Origin of the sequence: Vreelandella arctica (assembly GCF_037070215.1) — a bacterium.
Taxonomy (GTDB): Bacteria; Pseudomonadota; Gammaproteobacteria; order Pseudomonadales; family Halomonadaceae; genus Vreelandella; species Vreelandella arctica.
In genome coordinates this window covers 54,458-70,178 of the sequence record NZ_JBANSN010000020.1, presented here as the reverse complement: position 1 = coordinate 70,178, position 15,721 = coordinate 54,458, and the positions used below count along the sequence as shown (strand labels likewise).

The 15,721-nt window shown below is 55.7% G+C and carries 12 protein-coding genes; 5 read left to right on the top strand and 7 right to left on the bottom strand.

Annotated elements, in window-relative coordinates; all coding sequences use genetic code 11:
• The first annotated feature begins 350 nt into the window (after positions 1 to 350).
• Both fabA and fabB read left to right on the top strand, forming a co-directional pair.
• On the top strand, positions 351 to 866 hold the full coding sequence (fabA, locus tag V8L70_RS16260) for a 3-hydroxyacyl-[acyl-carrier-protein] dehydratase FabA (RefSeq protein WP_008959204.1): 516 nt from the start codon (positions 351 to 353) through the stop codon (positions 864 to 866).
• Between the two features lie 13 nt (positions 867 to 879).
• Positions 880 to 2,097: a beta-ketoacyl-ACP synthase I gene (fabB, locus tag V8L70_RS16255; RefSeq protein ID WP_101146646.1), complete on the top strand. Its 1,218-nt coding sequence runs from the start codon at positions 880 to 882 to the stop codon at positions 2,095 to 2,097.
• 91 nt (positions 2,098 to 2,188) lie between these two features.
• On the opposite strand, the gene V8L70_RS16250 is transcribed toward fabB, so the two are convergent.
• From V8L70_RS16250 to V8L70_RS16235, 4 genes are all read right to left on the bottom strand, one after another.
• Positions 2,189 to 2,929 (bottom strand): lysophospholipid acyltransferase family protein, encoded by a 741-nt coding sequence (locus V8L70_RS16250; RefSeq protein ID WP_101146645.1) that lies wholly within the window; start codon positions 2,927 to 2,929, stop codon positions 2,189 to 2,191.
• A complete protein-coding gene (locus tag V8L70_RS16245) occupies positions 2,926 to 3,816 on the bottom strand; it encodes a sugar nucleotide-binding protein (RefSeq protein ID WP_101146644.1) in 891 nt (296 codons plus the stop codon). Before V8L70_RS16245 ends, V8L70_RS16250 begins: the two co-directional genes overlap by 4 nt.
• A 53-nt stretch (positions 3,817 to 3,869) precedes the next feature.
• Positions 3,870 to 4,499 carry a single-stranded DNA-binding protein gene (locus tag V8L70_RS16240; protein ID WP_101146643.1) on the bottom strand — a complete coding sequence of 210 codons (630 nt, stop codon included), beginning with the start codon at positions 4,497 to 4,499 and terminating at the stop codon, positions 3,870 to 3,872.
• Between the two features lie 73 nt (positions 4,500 to 4,572).
• Positions 4,573 to 5,952 carry an MFS transporter gene (locus tag V8L70_RS16235; protein ID WP_101146642.1) on the bottom strand — a complete coding sequence of 460 codons (1,380 nt, stop codon included), beginning with the start codon at positions 5,950 to 5,952 and terminating at the stop codon, positions 4,573 to 4,575.
• A 184-nt stretch (positions 5,953 to 6,136) separates the two neighbouring features.
• On the opposite strand from V8L70_RS16235, the gene uvrA reads away from it, so the two are divergent.
• Entirely contained in the window at positions 6,137 to 8,983 is a 2,847-nt protein-coding gene (uvrA, locus tag V8L70_RS16230) for an excinuclease ABC subunit UvrA (RefSeq protein WP_008959210.1), read from the top strand.
• A gap of 161 nt (positions 8,984 to 9,144) precedes the next feature.
• Positions 9,145 to 9,888 carry a Crp/Fnr family transcriptional regulator gene (locus V8L70_RS16225; protein ID WP_336270151.1) on the top strand — a complete coding sequence of 248 codons (744 nt, stop codon included), beginning with the start codon at positions 9,145 to 9,147 and terminating at the stop codon, positions 9,886 to 9,888.
• A gap of 75 nt (positions 9,889 to 9,963) precedes the next feature.
• On the opposite strand, the gene V8L70_RS16220 is transcribed toward V8L70_RS16225, so the two are convergent.
• Together V8L70_RS16220 and V8L70_RS16215 are read right to left on the bottom strand one after the other, a co-directional pair.
• On the bottom strand, positions 9,964 to 10,749 hold the full coding sequence (locus V8L70_RS16220) for a ribonucleoside-diphosphate reductase (RefSeq protein ID WP_101145805.1): 786 nt from the start codon (positions 10,747 to 10,749) through the stop codon (positions 9,964 to 9,966).
• Positions 10,750 to 10,824: 75 nt separating this feature from the next.
• On the bottom strand, positions 10,825 to 12,936 hold the full coding sequence (locus V8L70_RS16215) for an adenosylcobalamin-dependent ribonucleoside-diphosphate reductase (RefSeq protein WP_101145806.1): 2,112 nt from the start codon (positions 12,934 to 12,936) through the stop codon (positions 10,825 to 10,827).
• Positions 12,937 to 13,137: 201 nt separating this feature from the next.
• On the opposite strand from V8L70_RS16215, the gene V8L70_RS16210 reads away from it, so the two are divergent.
• Positions 13,138 to 13,680 carry a hypothetical protein gene (locus V8L70_RS16210; protein ID WP_431313229.1) on the top strand — a complete coding sequence of 181 codons (543 nt, stop codon included), beginning with the start codon at positions 13,138 to 13,140 and terminating at the stop codon, positions 13,678 to 13,680.
• Positions 13,681 to 13,691: 11 nt separating this feature from the next.
• On the opposite strand, the gene V8L70_RS16205 is transcribed toward V8L70_RS16210, so the two are convergent.
• Positions 13,692 to 15,698, bottom strand: a complete 2,007-nt coding sequence (locus tag V8L70_RS16205; protein WP_336270157.1) for a sensor domain-containing diguanylate cyclase — start codon at positions 15,696 to 15,698, stop codon at positions 13,692 to 13,694.
• Positions 15,699 to 15,721 lie beyond the last annotated feature (23 nt).

Here is a 15,721-nt window from a genome sequence, read left to right as displayed (position 1 = left end):
GTGTGTCTGAACGCCGGAAAGTGGTTAAAAAGTAGCCGATGTAAGTCGAGCCAGTAGGTGTTTAGCGGTGTTACAGCCTGAGTGCGGTACTGGCTGAGGTACTATGAGAAATCCAGGCTAGGTGCCATGTTGATCATGCCGCCTAATCAAAAACTTGGATACTCTATATTACGGCAATGCGACATTTATTGTGCATAAACGACAGCTTTTGAATAAAGTCTTCTACTATAGTGCTATCGGCCAAAACGCTAAAATCTTCAGATATAAGCGATAAATAGCCAGTTACGTGCATTCAGCGGTTTCGGGAAGTAGACTAGCCAAACAACCATTTTGATATTCGGAACGATTCAGTGACCAAGCAACACTCCTTTGATCGCGAAGAACTGCTGGCCTGCTCACGCGGCGAGCTATTCGGCCCCGGTAATGCACAGCTCCCAGCGCCTAATATGCTGATGCTTGATCGCATTAAGCACATTCATGAAGAAGGCGGAGAGCATGGCAAGGGCGAACTGATCGCCGAGCTGGATATTAGCTCTAACTTGTGGTTCTTTGACTGCCACTTCCCTGGAGACCCCGTTATGCCTGGGTGTTTAGGTCTAGATGCCATGTGGCAGCTAGTCGGCTTCTATCTTGGCTGGTTAGGCCACCCAGGGCGCGGACGTGCACTCGGCTGTGGCGAGGTCAAGTTCAGCGGGCAGATCCTGCCAGATGCACAAAAAGTGACCTATAGTATTAATATTAAGCGTATTATTACCCGACGACTCATCTTGGGTATCGCCGACGGCACAGTATCCGTCGACGGACGCGACATTTATCAGGCTAATGATCTGCGCGTTGGCCTATTCACCTCCACTGCGAATTTCTGAACAGGAGGCTCCCATGCGACGAGTGGTAGTCACCGGCCTTGGCATTGTATCTTGCCTTGGCAACGACCAACGACAGGTCCTGGACGCGCTCAAAACTGGGCGTAGCGGTATTCGTTTTAAGGAAGAGTACGCCGAGCGTGGCTTCCGTAGCCATGTGGCTGGCAGCGTCGATATCGATCTTGACGCACTCATCGACCGCAAACTGCGCCGCTTTATGGGCGATGCAGCTGCCTACGCCTATGTTTCAATGGCCCAGGCCATTGAAGACGCGGGGCTCTCTGAGGAGCAAGTCTCCAACGAGAGGACAGGGCTTATTGCTGGCTCCGGCGGTGCTTCAAGCGCTAACCAAGTGGAAGCTGCCGACGTACTGCGTGAGAAAGGCCTGCGTCGCGTTGGCCCTTATCGCGTGACGCGGACAATGGGCAGCACCGTTTCCGCCTGTTTGGCGACACCCTTTAAAATCAAGGGCGTGAATTACTCCATCTCCTCTGCCTGTGCTACCTCAGCACACTGTATTGGTAGCGCGATGGAACAAATTCAGCTTAACAAGCAGGATGTAGTGTTTGCAGGTGGCGGTGAAGAGGAACACTGGACGCTCTCCTGCCTGTTTGATGCCATGGGCGCGCTCTCAACACACTATAACGATACCCCAGAGCAAGCCTCGCGCCCTTACGACAACGCCCGCGACGGTTTCGTGATTGCAGGCGGTGGCGGCATGCTGGTGTTGGAAGAGCTTGAGCACGCTAAAGCGCGTGGTGCCAAGATCTACGGCGAGTTAGTTGGCTACGGCGCCACCTCTGACGGCCACGATATGGTGGCTCCTTCAGGCGAAGGTGCTATGCGCTGCATGCATCAGGCAATGGCTACCGTAGAGGGTAAGATCGATTACATTAATACGCACGGTACCTCTACCCCCGTGGGCGATGTGGCCGAGCTAAAAGCAATACGTGAAGTGTTTGGTAATACGACACCCGCGATGAGCTCAACCAAATCGCTGACCGGTCACTCCCTTGGCGCTACCGGTGTACAGGAAGCGATCTATTCGCTGCTGATGATGCAACATAACTTTGTCGCTGCATCGGCGAATATCGCCAACTTGGATGAGCAGGCCGACGGCTTTGATATTGTCACCAAACGTCGAGATAACGTGACAATAGAGCGTGCCTTGTCTAATAGCTTCGGCTTTGGCGGCACTAATGCATGTTTAGTCTTCCAGCGCTTTAACGATTAACGCTGATAAGACAACAGGCATGCTGAAGACAACAATGGCGCCCAGTGGGCGCCATTGTTGCTTAATAGTCTAACTAGCTCGGTATATCGCGTCAGCTTTGACGAGTGGTAGGCCGCGGCACATCAGAAATTTCCTGTAACTGCGCTTCGATCCACACTTCCACTTCTGCGAGCACTTCATCGGGCATGCGCCCCGCCGTCTCAATAGGCTTACCGATACGCACCCGCAATACGCCTGGCCGCTTAACCCAGTGGCGCCCCGGCCAGCGCTCGCCAGCATTATGAGCCACCGGCAAGACCGGTACTCCCGCACGGCACGCCACCACGCTGCCACTTTTGTTATAGCGTTTACGGATACCCGGATCTACTCGCGTTCCTTCCGGAAAGATCAACACAGACATGCCGGTACCAAGACGTTCTACGCCTTGCGTAAGCACTTGCTTCATCGCCCGCGCCGGTTTAGAGCGATCCAAGCTGATCGGGCGGAGCAAACGTAATCCCCAGCCGAAGATAGGTAGGCGCAGCAATTCCCGTTTAAGGACGGTACACACTGGCGGCTTCATCACCTGCAGAAATACCGTTTCCCATTCACACTGGTGATTGGCTTGAATGACACAGGGGCCGCTGGGGAGATTTTCTCGCCCTTGTATGTCATAGCGGACGCCACAGGCAATACGAAACCACACCATCAAAAAGTAGTTATACAGATTGAGTAAGCGGTAGCGACCAGAGAGCGGAAGAAACGGCGCAATGGGTAAAAACAGAATGCCAATCATCAGCATGGCAAAAAAATAGCCAGCATAAAATACCAGGCTGCGAACCACATTTATCAAGCCGATGCTCCTGTATCGCTGACACGATTATTCTCACGGATTAAACACCACGCATCCAACATACGCCCAGCCTCTAACCGCCATGGCTTTTGATGGACACCAAAGACATCCAACACACGGCGACAATTTAAAACGCGCCGAAGCTTGGCATCATGATGGTGTTTAAGCGGCTGCACCTCACCGAGAGTAATCTGCTCACCGCGGCCTTCAAGATGGGTTAACAACTGGGTCCGCACCATGGAGGTAAAGGTAAAGGCGCTAACCGGCTCGGTGCCAGCGAGATGGTAGGCGCCCCACGCACCCGCCCCGCTGGCCTGCTGCTGTAACATACCAATCAGCGCCATGGCGACGGCATCCGCCGACGTCGGGCAAAAGATCACGTCTTCTGCTGCCCGCACTGGCTTCCCGAGCACTAAGTTACCGATGATGTCATTGAGCCACGCATGACTGCCTTCCAAAGCAAACAGCGGGCCTAGACGCACAATCAGATGCCTCTGATACTCCGCCCGTATACGGTCACCGGTTTGTACCAGACGGCGCAGGCTGTCGTCTCGTGGTGCAGGCACTACATGCTCATCAATAGGGACTTCCAGGCCATCTTCGTAGAGCTGATCAGACACACACCATACCAACGCTACATTTTGAGATAGGCAAGCATCTAAGCAGCTATCGACTGCATCCGCATGAGCAGTGACCTCCGCTGGCGCCATATTTAAGGGATGTGCCAACGGTGGAATAACCACTGCGTCAGGCGCAATCGCTTCAAGGCGCGACGGCGTGATGGTTGTCCCTTGCTCAATGACTAATTCTGTATCGGCGCGACGGCTTGCTTCCCGGGCCAGTGCCAAGCTTAAGCAGTGTCCGGCATCCAATATAAGCAATTTCAAGACGCTTTCCCCTTACTCACGCTCAGCTCTACACTATTGGGTGAATAGTGCACTTAAAACGGTATCTCGTCGTCAAAGTCGTCGAAGTTACCCGGGTCAGGTGCACCGTAGCTGCTGTTCTGCTGGTTGGGCGGCGGTGCTTGGTTGCCCTGCTGGGGCGCTGGCTGTGCGGGGCGAGGCTGCTGCGGGTTCTGCCCGTCTGGGTAGTTTCCGCCCTGAGGAGCACCGCCCTGCTGCGGATAACCGCCGCCTTGGTTATTGGGGGCCGGCGCGTTTTGGGGCGCATTCTGAGGAGCGTTCTGGGGATAGCTGTTTTGCCCGGCGCCTCCACCTTGGAAGTCACCACTGCGACCATCAAGCATTTGCATATCGTTGGCGACAATCTCTGTCGAATAGCGATCCTGGCCGTTTTGATCCTGCCACTTACGAGTTTGCAGGCGCCCTTCAATATAGACTTTGGAGCCTTTTTTCAGGTACTGCTGGGCAATTTCGGCGGTTTTATTGAACATTACCACGCGGTGCCATTCGGTGCGCTCTTGGCGCTGACCGCTCTGGCGATCCATCCAGGTATCGGTGGTCGCCAAGTTCAAGTTGGCCACGGCGGTACCGCTGGGTGTGAAACGCACCTCTGGATCCTGCCCGAGGTTGCCAATCAATATGACCTTGTTAATGCCGCGAGCCATAAGACGCTCCTTTAATAGCTGTCATGTAGAGTTTATTGCCAACCACCGTCACGCTTTTATCGGCCGGGCTGGGTTAAGATTTGGGTGGCGCCATCAGACGAGTTAACGCTGCCTGATCAAGCTGTTGACGGTTCACCTTTAAATAGACTAAACGCTCTTCCGGCACCACCATGACGTCTTCTACACCGACCACATCGGCTAAATGTTCCATCAATAGGTCGAGTGCGTCTGCCTGTGTCTCGTGCAGTGCCACCACTTCGCTGGAGAGCGGGGGTGGTGAAGGCATCCGCCACATGGCGATCCACCAGCATAGCGCAAGCCCTGCACAGCCAATAAAAACCGCGTTGAGGCCCCCATAATGCGCCAGTAAACCGCCTAGTGTACCGCCTAAAAAAGCGCCTAAAAATTGACTGGTGGAATACACGCCCATGGCGGTTCCTTTCGCGCCCGCTGGGGCCAGCTTACTGAGCATGGAAGGTAGCGTGGCTTCCAGCAAGTTAAAGCCGGTGAAGAACACAAACAACCAGACAAATAGCCAATAGCCCGGCGACAGTGGCAACCCCAGCCCCGCTAAGCTAATCACAATAGCGCCGATCGCCCCCAGGCACATCAACCGCATGCGTTGCTGCTTCTCGGCCACAATAATCAGCGGCACCATCGCCACAAACGATAGCGCCATAATGCCAAGATACGCCAGCCCGTGATACTCAATCACCACGCCAGCGTTCAATAGCCGAAAAGGCACCGCGACAAATATCGCCATCAGCACCAGATGCAGGGCAAAAATCGATAAATCCAACCGCCATAAATCGGGGCGGGTGATCACGCTTTTAAACTGCTGGCGATCCATACCTACATCACGGTGACGACGCCGCCGCGGCGCGGCAGGCACCCAGCGCCACAGTACCAGCAACCCTACCAGCGTCAGCAGCGCGGTAAACCAGAACACGCCAGCCAGCCCCGCCCAGGCGGCAAGCCATGGCCCCAGCACCATGGCAATGGCAAACGAAACGCCAATTGAAAGCCCAATGGTGGCCATGGCGGCAGTGCGGATTTCCTCACGGGTTTGATCCGCCAGTAGTGCCATAATCGCCGCGGCCACTGCGCCACCGCCCTGCAACGCTCGCCCGGCGATTACGCCAGCAATGCTATCGGAGAGCGCCGCGACCACGCTGCCGAGTGCAAAAATGACCAGCCCCATAGCGATAACTCGCTTGCGGCCAATGCGATCAGAGAGTAAGCCAAACGGGATTTGCAGCGTCGCCTGGGTCAACCCATAGATGCCCAGTGCGACGCCCACCAATAGCGGTGTCGCCCCCGCCAGCGTATCAGCGTAGAGCGCCAGCACGGGCAGCACCATGAACAGGCCCAGCATGCGAGACGCATAGAGCCCGGCCAAACCGCTGATCGCACGGCGTTCAGAAGCCAGCAATAGTGCGGAAACCTTGCGCATAATGCCCTTTTATATGGTGGATAAGCATGGGGTGAGTCAGCATGGATCGAGACAATCTGCCTATTCTAGCGGTTTGGGCTTGCGCTGGAAACGGCACGAGTTGCCGCAGGTTATGAAAGCCGTTTTGCCGGGAGGGGGCTTGCAAACGTATAATCGCGCTTTTGCCGCGCGATTCGAGGTGTTGATGGACAGCATTCTGGTCAGGGGTGCCCGCACCCACAACCTCAAGCAGATCGATGTGGAACTGCCCCGTAACAAGCTGATTGTGATTACCGGCCTCTCCGGCTCGGGTAAATCATCGTTGGCGTTTGACACGCTTTACGCCGAGGGGCAGCGCCGCTATGTGGAGTCACTCTCCACCTATGCGCGCCAGTTCCTGTCGATGATGGAAAAGCCCGATGTGGATCACATTGAAGGGCTTTCGCCTGCGATCTCTATTGAGCAGAAGTCCACCTCCCACAACCCACGCTCAACCGTGGGCACCATCACCGAAATTTACGACTACCTGCGCCTGCTGTTCGCCCGCGCAGGCACGCCCCGCTGCCCCGAGCACGGCGAAGACCTTGAAGCCCAGACTATCTCACAGATGGTTGATCAGGTGATGAACCTTGCCGAAGGCACCAAGCTGATGCTGCTGGCGCCGGTAGTCAAAGGGCGCAAGGGCGAACACTTGCAGCTTTTAGCAGAGCTGCGCGCCCAGGGCTTTGTGCGCGCGCTGATCGACGGCCAGGTGCTGGAGCTGGATGATATCGCCCCGCTGGATAAGCGCAAAAAGCACGATATTAGCGTCGTCGTTGACCGCTTCAAAGTGCGCGATGACCTCGCCCAGCGGCTGGCGGAGTCCTTTGAAACGGCGCTGAACCTCGCTGACGGCACCGCCATGATTCACTTTATGGACGGTGAGCGCGACGATATTGCCTTTTCGTCACGCTTTGCCTGCCCGGTATGTGGCTACTCGCTGGCAGAACTTGAGCCACGCATGTTTTCGTTCAACAACCCGGCGGGCGCCTGCCCCACCTGCGATGGGCTGGGCGTTCAGCAGTACTTCGACCCGGACAAGCTGATCAGCCACCCAGAGCTTTCGCTTGCCGAAGGCGTCATCAAAGGCTGGGATCGACGCAATATTTACTACTTTACCCAGCTCCAGGCGCTGGCCAAGCACTACCGCTTTGAGCTGGAAACGCCTTGGCAAGAGCTTGCCCGCCATGAGCGGGAGGTTATCTTAAACGGCAGCGGCGACGAGCAGATTCCGTTTGTCTACGTGGGCGACCGCGGCCGCAAAGTGACCCGTGAACACGCCTTTGAGGGCGTGCTGCCTAATATGCAGCGCCGCTATCGGGAAACCGAATCCAACATGGTGCGCGATGACCTGGTCAAATACATCGCGGTACAGCCCTGCGCCACCTGTAATGGCTCGCGGCTGCGCAAAGAGTCGCGCCATGTTTATGTGGATGACCACAATATCGCCGACATCGTCCGTTTCCCGATTGGCGAGGCTTGGCGCTACTTTGCTGATCTAACACTACCCGGCCGTAAAGGTGAAATTGCCGATAAAATCGTTCATGAAATTCACGCTCGGCTAGAGTTTTTGGTCAATGTGGGGCTGGATTACCTTAATCTGGAGCGCAGCGCCGACACGCTTTCTGGCGGCGAGGCCCAGCGTATCCGTCTGGCCAGCCAGATAGGCGCAGGCTTAGTCGGGGTCATGTACATTCTTGATGAGCCGTCGATTGGCTTGCACCAGCGCGATAATGACCGGCTGTTGAAAACCCTTGAGCGGCTGCGCGATTTGGGCAATACCGTGATTGTGGTAGAGCACGATGAAGATGCTATTCGTGCCGCCGACCACGTGCTGGATATCGGCCCCGGTGCAGGCGTCCACGGTGGTGAAATCGTCGCCCAGGGCACGCCCCAGGACATAATGGATAATGCCAACTCGCTGACCGGCCAGTATCTTTCCGGCACACGGGAAATCGCCGTACCGCCCTACCGCATTCCCGGCAATCCAGAAAAGCAATTAGTGCTACGCGGCGCCACCGGCAATAACCTGCAGGACGTGACGCTAACGTTGCCGCTGGGGCTGTTTATCGCCATTACCGGCGTTTCGGGCTCGGGTAAATCGACGTTGATCAACGGCACGCTAATGCCGATTGCGGCTCGCGAGCTAAACCGCGCGACCACGCTGACCGCCGCACCTTATGAAAAAATCGAAGGGCTCGATCAACTCGATAAAGTCATCGATATTGACCAGAGTCCGATTGGGCGAACCCCACGCTCCAACCCGGCTACCTATACCGGTATTTTCACACCGATCCGCGAGCTATTTGCGGGCACCCAGGAAGCGCGTTCGCGGGGCTACAAGCCCGGCCGTTTCAGCTTTAACGTGAAAGGCGGGCGCTGCGAGGCGTGCCAGGGGGAAGGCATGATCAAGGTGGAGATGCACTTTCTACCCGATATCTATGTGCCCTGCGACGTCTGTAAAGGCAAGCGCTATAACCGTGAAACGCTGGATATTCACTACAAAGGCAAAACGATCCACGAAGTGCTGACCATGACCGTGGAAGACGCGCTGGAATTCTTCAGCCCAGTGCCCGCTATTGCCCGTCGTTTGCAAACCTTGCTCGACGTGGGGCTTTCCTACATCCGCCTGGGGCAAAGCGCTACCACCCTGTCGGGCGGCGAAGCGCAGCGGGTGAAACTCGCCCGTGAGTTAGCCAAGCGTGATACCGGCAAAACGCTGTATATTCTCGATGAGCCAACCACCGGCCTGCATTTTGAAGATATTCGCCAATTGCTGACGGTGCTCCACCGCCTGCGCGATCATGGCAACACTATCGTAGTGATTGAGCACAATCTTGATGTGATCAAAACGGCCGATTGGATTGTCGATCTCGGCCCCGAAGGGGGCTCAGGTGGCGGTCAGATTATCGCTGAAGGCACGCCGGAGCAGCTCGCAAAACAGAAAGTCTCGCATACCGGGCATTTCTTAGCGCCGCTACTAGCGCGTGGCAAACGAGCAACCAAGCGATAACCTTTAGGTCTTTTTTCGGAGTTGGGCGCGCACGCGCGCCCCTGAGTAAAGGAGCCCACTGCCCTATGTATTGAACAACGCAGTAAGCCGCCTTATTGTGTATTGCGACGAGCAGCTAATAGTTAGTTATATTAAGTAAACCTCTCTTAGAGGGATAGGCCATGAACGAAGAAAAAAGCTGTATTATCAAGCACTTCAGTCACTATTGCTCGTTGAAGGAGGAGGAAAAAAAATTACTCCTCTCGCTTGAAGAGAGTCCAAGCACTATAAAATCTGGCACGATCCTATGGGAAATGGGCGATGCGGCCAATGAGTTCTGCACGCTAAAAAGTGGCTGGGCCTTCTCCTACCGCCACTTAGAAAATGGTGATCGGCAGATTCTGGAAGTGTTTTTGCCGGGTGACATTATTGGTCTGCGCGAGTTTGCCTTCTCCGAGCGCCTAGAGAATGTGCGCATGATTGATGATGGTGTGGTTTGCCACTTCCCGCATAAACGTATGCTGGATATTTTCCGTCAGTCGCTCCCCCTTACATCGGTGATGTTTGCTATTGGTAGCCGCCAACAGGCGCTGATGACCGAGCGGCTGGTCACCTTGGCAAGACGCAGTGCCCGCCAGAAAATGGCGCATTTTCTCTACGAGATGTATTTGCGGCTACGCCAAACTAATACCGATATTAGTAATCAGTTTCGCCTACCCCTCTCTCAAGAGCAGTTGGCCGATGTACTTGGCCTGAGCCCCGTGCACGTAAGCCGAACGTTTACCGCCCTCAGTGAAAGCGAGTTAGTATTCCGTGATCGTCATCACCTAACCATTCCGGACTTAGCGGCATTATGTGCCGAAGGCCAATTTGATGACTGTTATCTCACCGACAACGTCCGCCCCCTGCTTGGTGATACTGCTTAAGTTAGCCTTCCCTAAATAAAAAACCGCGTGCTAAATAAATAGCACGCGGTTTTTTAAATAACGCCTAAGGCCAACTTAACCGCACTTGGACCAGCCGCAGCCTGCGTAACAGGTGGGGCAACCATCCATCATGATCAGCTCACCGCGGCACTCAGGGCAGTTTCCCACCGTGGCCGGGCCGCTGCCTTCAGGCTTTTTTTCCGCGGTAGCCTTTTCGCCGATCGGCTCTACCGCACCCGCTTCAACAGGCGCATCGCCCGTCTCCTCATCCGGCTGCCAAGCATGGCCATGGGTCATGCGGTGGGCATAGCGCTCAACCAGCTTCTCAACCGGCACTTGATTGCCATCCCGATCCAGGAAACCGCGACGATAAAGAATCTGCTGTATCGACCAAGCAATCGCAGCGACCTCTGAATCGTGAAACATCGGCTTGTTCCAGCGGTTCATACCGCAGCGTACCAGGCCTTTGTCCCACGCCACTTTGCGCAAATCCGCCACTGCCTGGGTGACATAACCACCGCGGGCCGCCAGCGAAAGGCTGCGCATGGTGGCGGTGATCCACTGGTGCTCGCTGGAGAGCTGGCCCGACGGGAAAAAGAACTCTACCGGACGCTCAATCACCACGCGTTTGCCGCCAATCACGCCTTCCACCGGCATAAACGACACCAGCAGATAGACTTTCTTGCGACCTTCCGCGCCCACGTACGAAATCTTCTCTGATACGGCTTCTAGGGTGCCTTCCGGGCGTGACGGAATCCGCACCGTCAGCGGGCTTTCATCCTGTAGCTCAGGAACGGGCGCGGCCTGCTCCTGCTGCTTGATGCGGTAACCAACGATTTTTGAGGTAATTTCTACAGCCATGGTGTTCTCCACTTAGCAAAGGTAATCGGGCGGTTCTTTACATGGACGCTGCTAGCAAGGGCGCAGCCCCCGCCGCTACCATTTGCCGTAGGTGCCCTCTTTTAAGCCATCAAACAGGTTGGCAGCGTTATGTTCTTCGCCGTCGTAAACCACCTTTTCATCCCCGGTCAGTTCGAGGGTTTCGCCATTTTCCAGCTCAAATACATAGGTGGTGTTTTTAAGATCATCTTCACGCACCAGCACGCCCTGGAAGGCCTCAGGGTTAAAGCGGAAAGTGGTGCAGCCTTTTAAGCGGCTTTCATAGGCCTGCAAATAGAGGTTCTGGAACTGCTCAAACGGGAACTCAGTAGGCACATTAACCGTTTTCGAGATCGCTGAATCCACCCAGTGCTGGGCGGCGGCCTGAACGGCGACGTGCTGCTCGGGTGAGATCGCATCGGCGGTAACGAAATAGTCAGGCAGGTCGCTATCCACCGCATCAGCGGCAATAAAGTGACGGTAAGCGGCCAGCTCAAAGGAGACGACTTCTACCTGCTCTTTGGTCTTCTTGCCCGACTGGATAATATTGCGGAAGTAGCGGTGCGAGAAAGAGGGCTCGATACCGTTGGAGGCGTTGTTCCCCATCGACAGGCTGATCGTGCCGGTCGGCGCGATCGAGCTGTGGTGAGTAAAGCGTGCGCCATACTCGGCCAGCTGTGCGACCAGTTCGGGCTCAAGCTCGGCCACTTGGGCCATGTACTGGCTGTAACGGGCGTGCAGAATACGCCCCGGTACTTGATCGCCCACTTCATAACCATCTTTGGCCAGTTGTGGGCGCTCGCGCAGCATCTTGGGGGTAATGGTGTGCTCCTGCTCAAGCACCGGCGCCATGCCTTTCTCTTTAGAGAGTTCCAGCGCCTGCTTCCAGCCCTCAATCGCCAGGTGGCGGCTCACTTCATCGGTGAACACCAGTGACTGCTTGGAGCCATAAGGAATTTTGAGCATAGTGAGCGTCGACCCCAGGCCCAAAAAGCCCATGCCGTGGCGGCGCTTGGCTTCGATTTCACGCTGCTGCTGGGGCAGCGGCAGGCCGGCAATCTCGACCACGTTATCGAGCATGCGGGTAAAGATGGCGACGACCTTACGGTAACGCTCCCAGTCAAAGCGCGGTTCGGCGCCAAAAGGATCGATCACGAACTTGGTCAGATTGACGGAGCCCAGCAGGCAGGCGCCTTCCGGCGGCAGCGGCTGCTCGCCACAGGGGTTGGTGGCGCGGATATCCTCACAGAACCAGTTATTGTTCATGCGGTTGACTTGGTCGATCAGGATGAAACCTGGCTCGGCGTAGTCATAGGTAGAGGACATGATGGTGTCCCATAATTCGCGCGCTTTGATCACTTCCACAATACGGCAGGCGACGCGACCTTCGGCATCCACCGTGTAGCCCTCTTCCACTACCGGCCAGTCACGGTAGATCAAGTCTTCCGCTTTAACGTCCTCTTTCTCACCAGGGTGCAGTGGAAAGGCCAACGGCCAGTCGGTATTGTTTTTCACCGCTTCCATAAACTCGTCGGTGATCAGCAAGCTAAGGTTAAACTGACGCAGACGCCCCGCTTCGCGCTTGGCCTGAATAAACTCACGTACGTCCGGATGTCCTACATCAAAGGTGCCCATCTGAGCACCACGCCGACCACCGGCAGAGGCGACGGTGAAGCACATCTTGTCGTAGATATCCATAAATGCCAGCGGGCCGTTGGTGCCTGCGCCAGCACCAAACACAAACGCGCCTTTGTAGCGTAGTGTCGAGAAGTCGTAGCCGATACCCGCCCCTGATTTTAGCGTCATACCCGCATCCACGACGGAGTCGAGAATATCGCGCATGGAGTCGCGAATGGTGCGCGAGACGGTGCAGTTGATCAGGCTTACCGCTGGCTTGTAAGCCTCTGCGCCCGCATTAGAGAGAATGCGACCGGCAGGAATAGCGCCATGCTCCAGCGCCCAGCGAAATTTCGGCAACCACTCTTCTGCCTTGTCTCCTTCCACCGCTGCAAGGGCGCGTGCAACACGCTCAAACGTAGCACCGACATCTTGGTCGACGGGCTGGCTATGACGATCCTTGAGGCGGTACTTGGCATCCCAGATCTCCCGCGAAGGGGCCTGCATCGGGACATCGTTAGAGGTCTTCATAGCCTTAGCAGCGGTGCTCATGTCGCAAAACTCCTTCACAACGGGGGTGAATATAGTGCTCAAATGCGGCGATTATACGTGGCATCGGAGTGAAGTATAGACTTGACTTTCCACCATATGAGGCACTTTTTTAACTATTTTCTACCATATATAGAAAAATCAGCGCGTTACTCTTTTGCCAGCTTCGACCACTCGATAGACTAAGGATTTGGGTTAATAACAATGTTACTACCGATAGCAATAGCGGCCTCTCTGTTGGTCACAGCGACCATGTCTACCGCAGCCACGTTTAATACTGAAGGCGTAGCCACCCACGATCATTGGCAGTCGATGACACTGTCATTGGGGAGTGAACGACACTACCGGGCGATAGAAACTCACAGCTATTCTGATGCCACCCTAAGCCTGAACGCCACCGCAGGCGTTTGTGATTTACCCTGGCTGGAGATGCGCGTGACGCTTGAGCAGCAGCAAGGTGAAAGCCGTGCAGTGAACTTAGTACCCGCCAGGCTACGCATTGATGAGCAGCCCGTGATTGATACCATGGCGGAGTTTATAACCGAACGCGGCGACGACGGGTTTTATGCCCACTTTTACTTAAGCGACTTAACGGCGCTGATGGCCGACATGCGCCAGGGCGAGCAGTTATTTCTCGGTTTTGACCAGGCAGAGCGCGAGCCTTGGTATATGACCTTTAGCCTGCAAGGCGCTGACGCGGCGATTAACCGGATGCTCACCCAGTGTGAAGGTAGCGGAACCCATTAAGGTGTGAATGATTAGATCGGCATCACAGGCTCAGGCGCCATTTCAACGCGATTACGTCCGCCATGCTTAGCGCGGTACATCGCATCGTCTGCCCGGGAAATGATGGTTTTACAGCTGTCGCCCGACTGCCAAACGGCAACGCCGATACTCACCGTGATCGTTTGCTCAAGGCCCGCAATGCGTAGCTCTGCTACCAGCGAGCGCAGGCGCTCGGCTAAACCAATAGCGGCATCAACGTCTGAATGAGTGGCCAGCACAATAAACTCCTCGCCCCCCCAGCGGCCTAAGTGGTCACAGCCCCGCAACGAACTCTCCACCAGGCGCGCCAAGGCCACCAGCACATCATCACCAACGTTATGGCCGTGGGCATCGTTGATCTGTTTGAAGTTATCGACATCAAATAGCAGCAGGGCAAAGGCAGCCGCGTAGCGCTTGGCCGCCACTAGCTCTGCATTGATCGCTTCCTCGATGCGGTAACGGTTCCACACCTTGGTTAAGGGATCGAAATGCGCTAGCTGCTCAAGCCGCTGTTTTGCCTCGGCAAGGGCTTCCCGCTCTCGCTCCAAATGCATGTTCAGTGAGCTAATTTCATAGGCTGAAATCGCCAACGTCAGGTCTTCACCTAAATCGACCGCCGCTAGGCGCTCTACCCGCTGCCATGCTTCGCTTTTGCCCACCACCTCTTCATGCCAAGCAACCGACGGGGTCACTATCGACGCTGGCTGAGGGCTAGTCGAAGGCTGCATCGCCCAATACAATGTTTCTACCTGCTCAGGGCGAAAGAAAATTAACCATGCGCGCTGGGTAGAGTTCATCGGTAGCGGGACGGCCAAGGCGCCGCACTGGTCGGGCATGGCTAACGAGCAGGTTAACGGCTCTTTGGCCAGCTCACGTGTGCACCAAGGTCCGCTATGTACGTGGGCTCTTTCGAGGCGTAACACAAACTGACTTATAGCTTCCGGGGCAGGCGTCACGCCCGCTTGATAAGCGCCCCCATTCACCCAGAGCACGATGCCATGGGCGCGAAACAGCTTCATCCAGGTAGCCGCCTGCTCATGGAGTAGCTGCTGGGGGCTCTGCGGCTCACTGGGCGCTCGTGCACTCAATATCAAGCTATCCTGTACGCGCTGTAAGTAGCGCGCTTCTTGACGCGCCCGCAGTAACAGCATGCGCTGCGTGGCCATTTGCACTAAGGTGCGTACGGCATCGCGTACCGATGGCTCAACTGAATGCGGGCTTGCCGAGTGGCAAAACACCAAGCCCCACAGGCCAGTATCTCCTTGCATGGCTAAACTCAGCGAACCACGCACCCCCATGCGCTTTAGGTAGCGCTGCCTTTCTGGAGCCGGGGCACGTAAAAAACTGCCGCTTAAGCGTGTGGCGGAACAAGCGGGCATCAGCGTTTCAGGCGGAGCATTAACGTCTTCAATCAACCGCACAGGGTGATTTTCATAGCTCAGTCGCAACGTGCTAGGAAAGTCACTAGCGGGAAAGCGCTGGCCCAGTAGCGGAGGCAAATGCTCTCCCTGCGCTTCGGCAACCATTAAGCCATGCCAATCACTATCGAAATGGCACACGCTGACACGATCATAGCCGGTGAGCTGTTGTATAGCATGTACCAAGGAGTCGAGTAGCTCCTCTTGATGAGTCGCTTCAGCCAAGTGCATCAACCGTTCGTTCACCGTCCCCAGTAGACGCCGCTTGCCGAGGGGATTGAGAGGCTCAATTTCAACAATAACTTGCTCATCCTCTCGGTAAGCATGCAGTTGAAAACGTACGCTACTGTGCTTAGGGCGAATAAACGCCAATGGCCCAGGCAAGCGTTGCTGCCCCTGAAGCTCACGGCGTACCCGCTGGCTAAGGCGTTTGCCCAACACGCAGGCAAGACTTAACTCCCCGTTTTCAGGGCACTCAATGCCGGTTAAGCGGGTTAAATTTGTGCTGGTAGCTTGGATACGCCGACAATCGGCATCTAAAACCAGCAGGGCACCAAACGACTGTAATAGCGGGCGGTACATGGACACAGGCGTGGCCTCAAGAA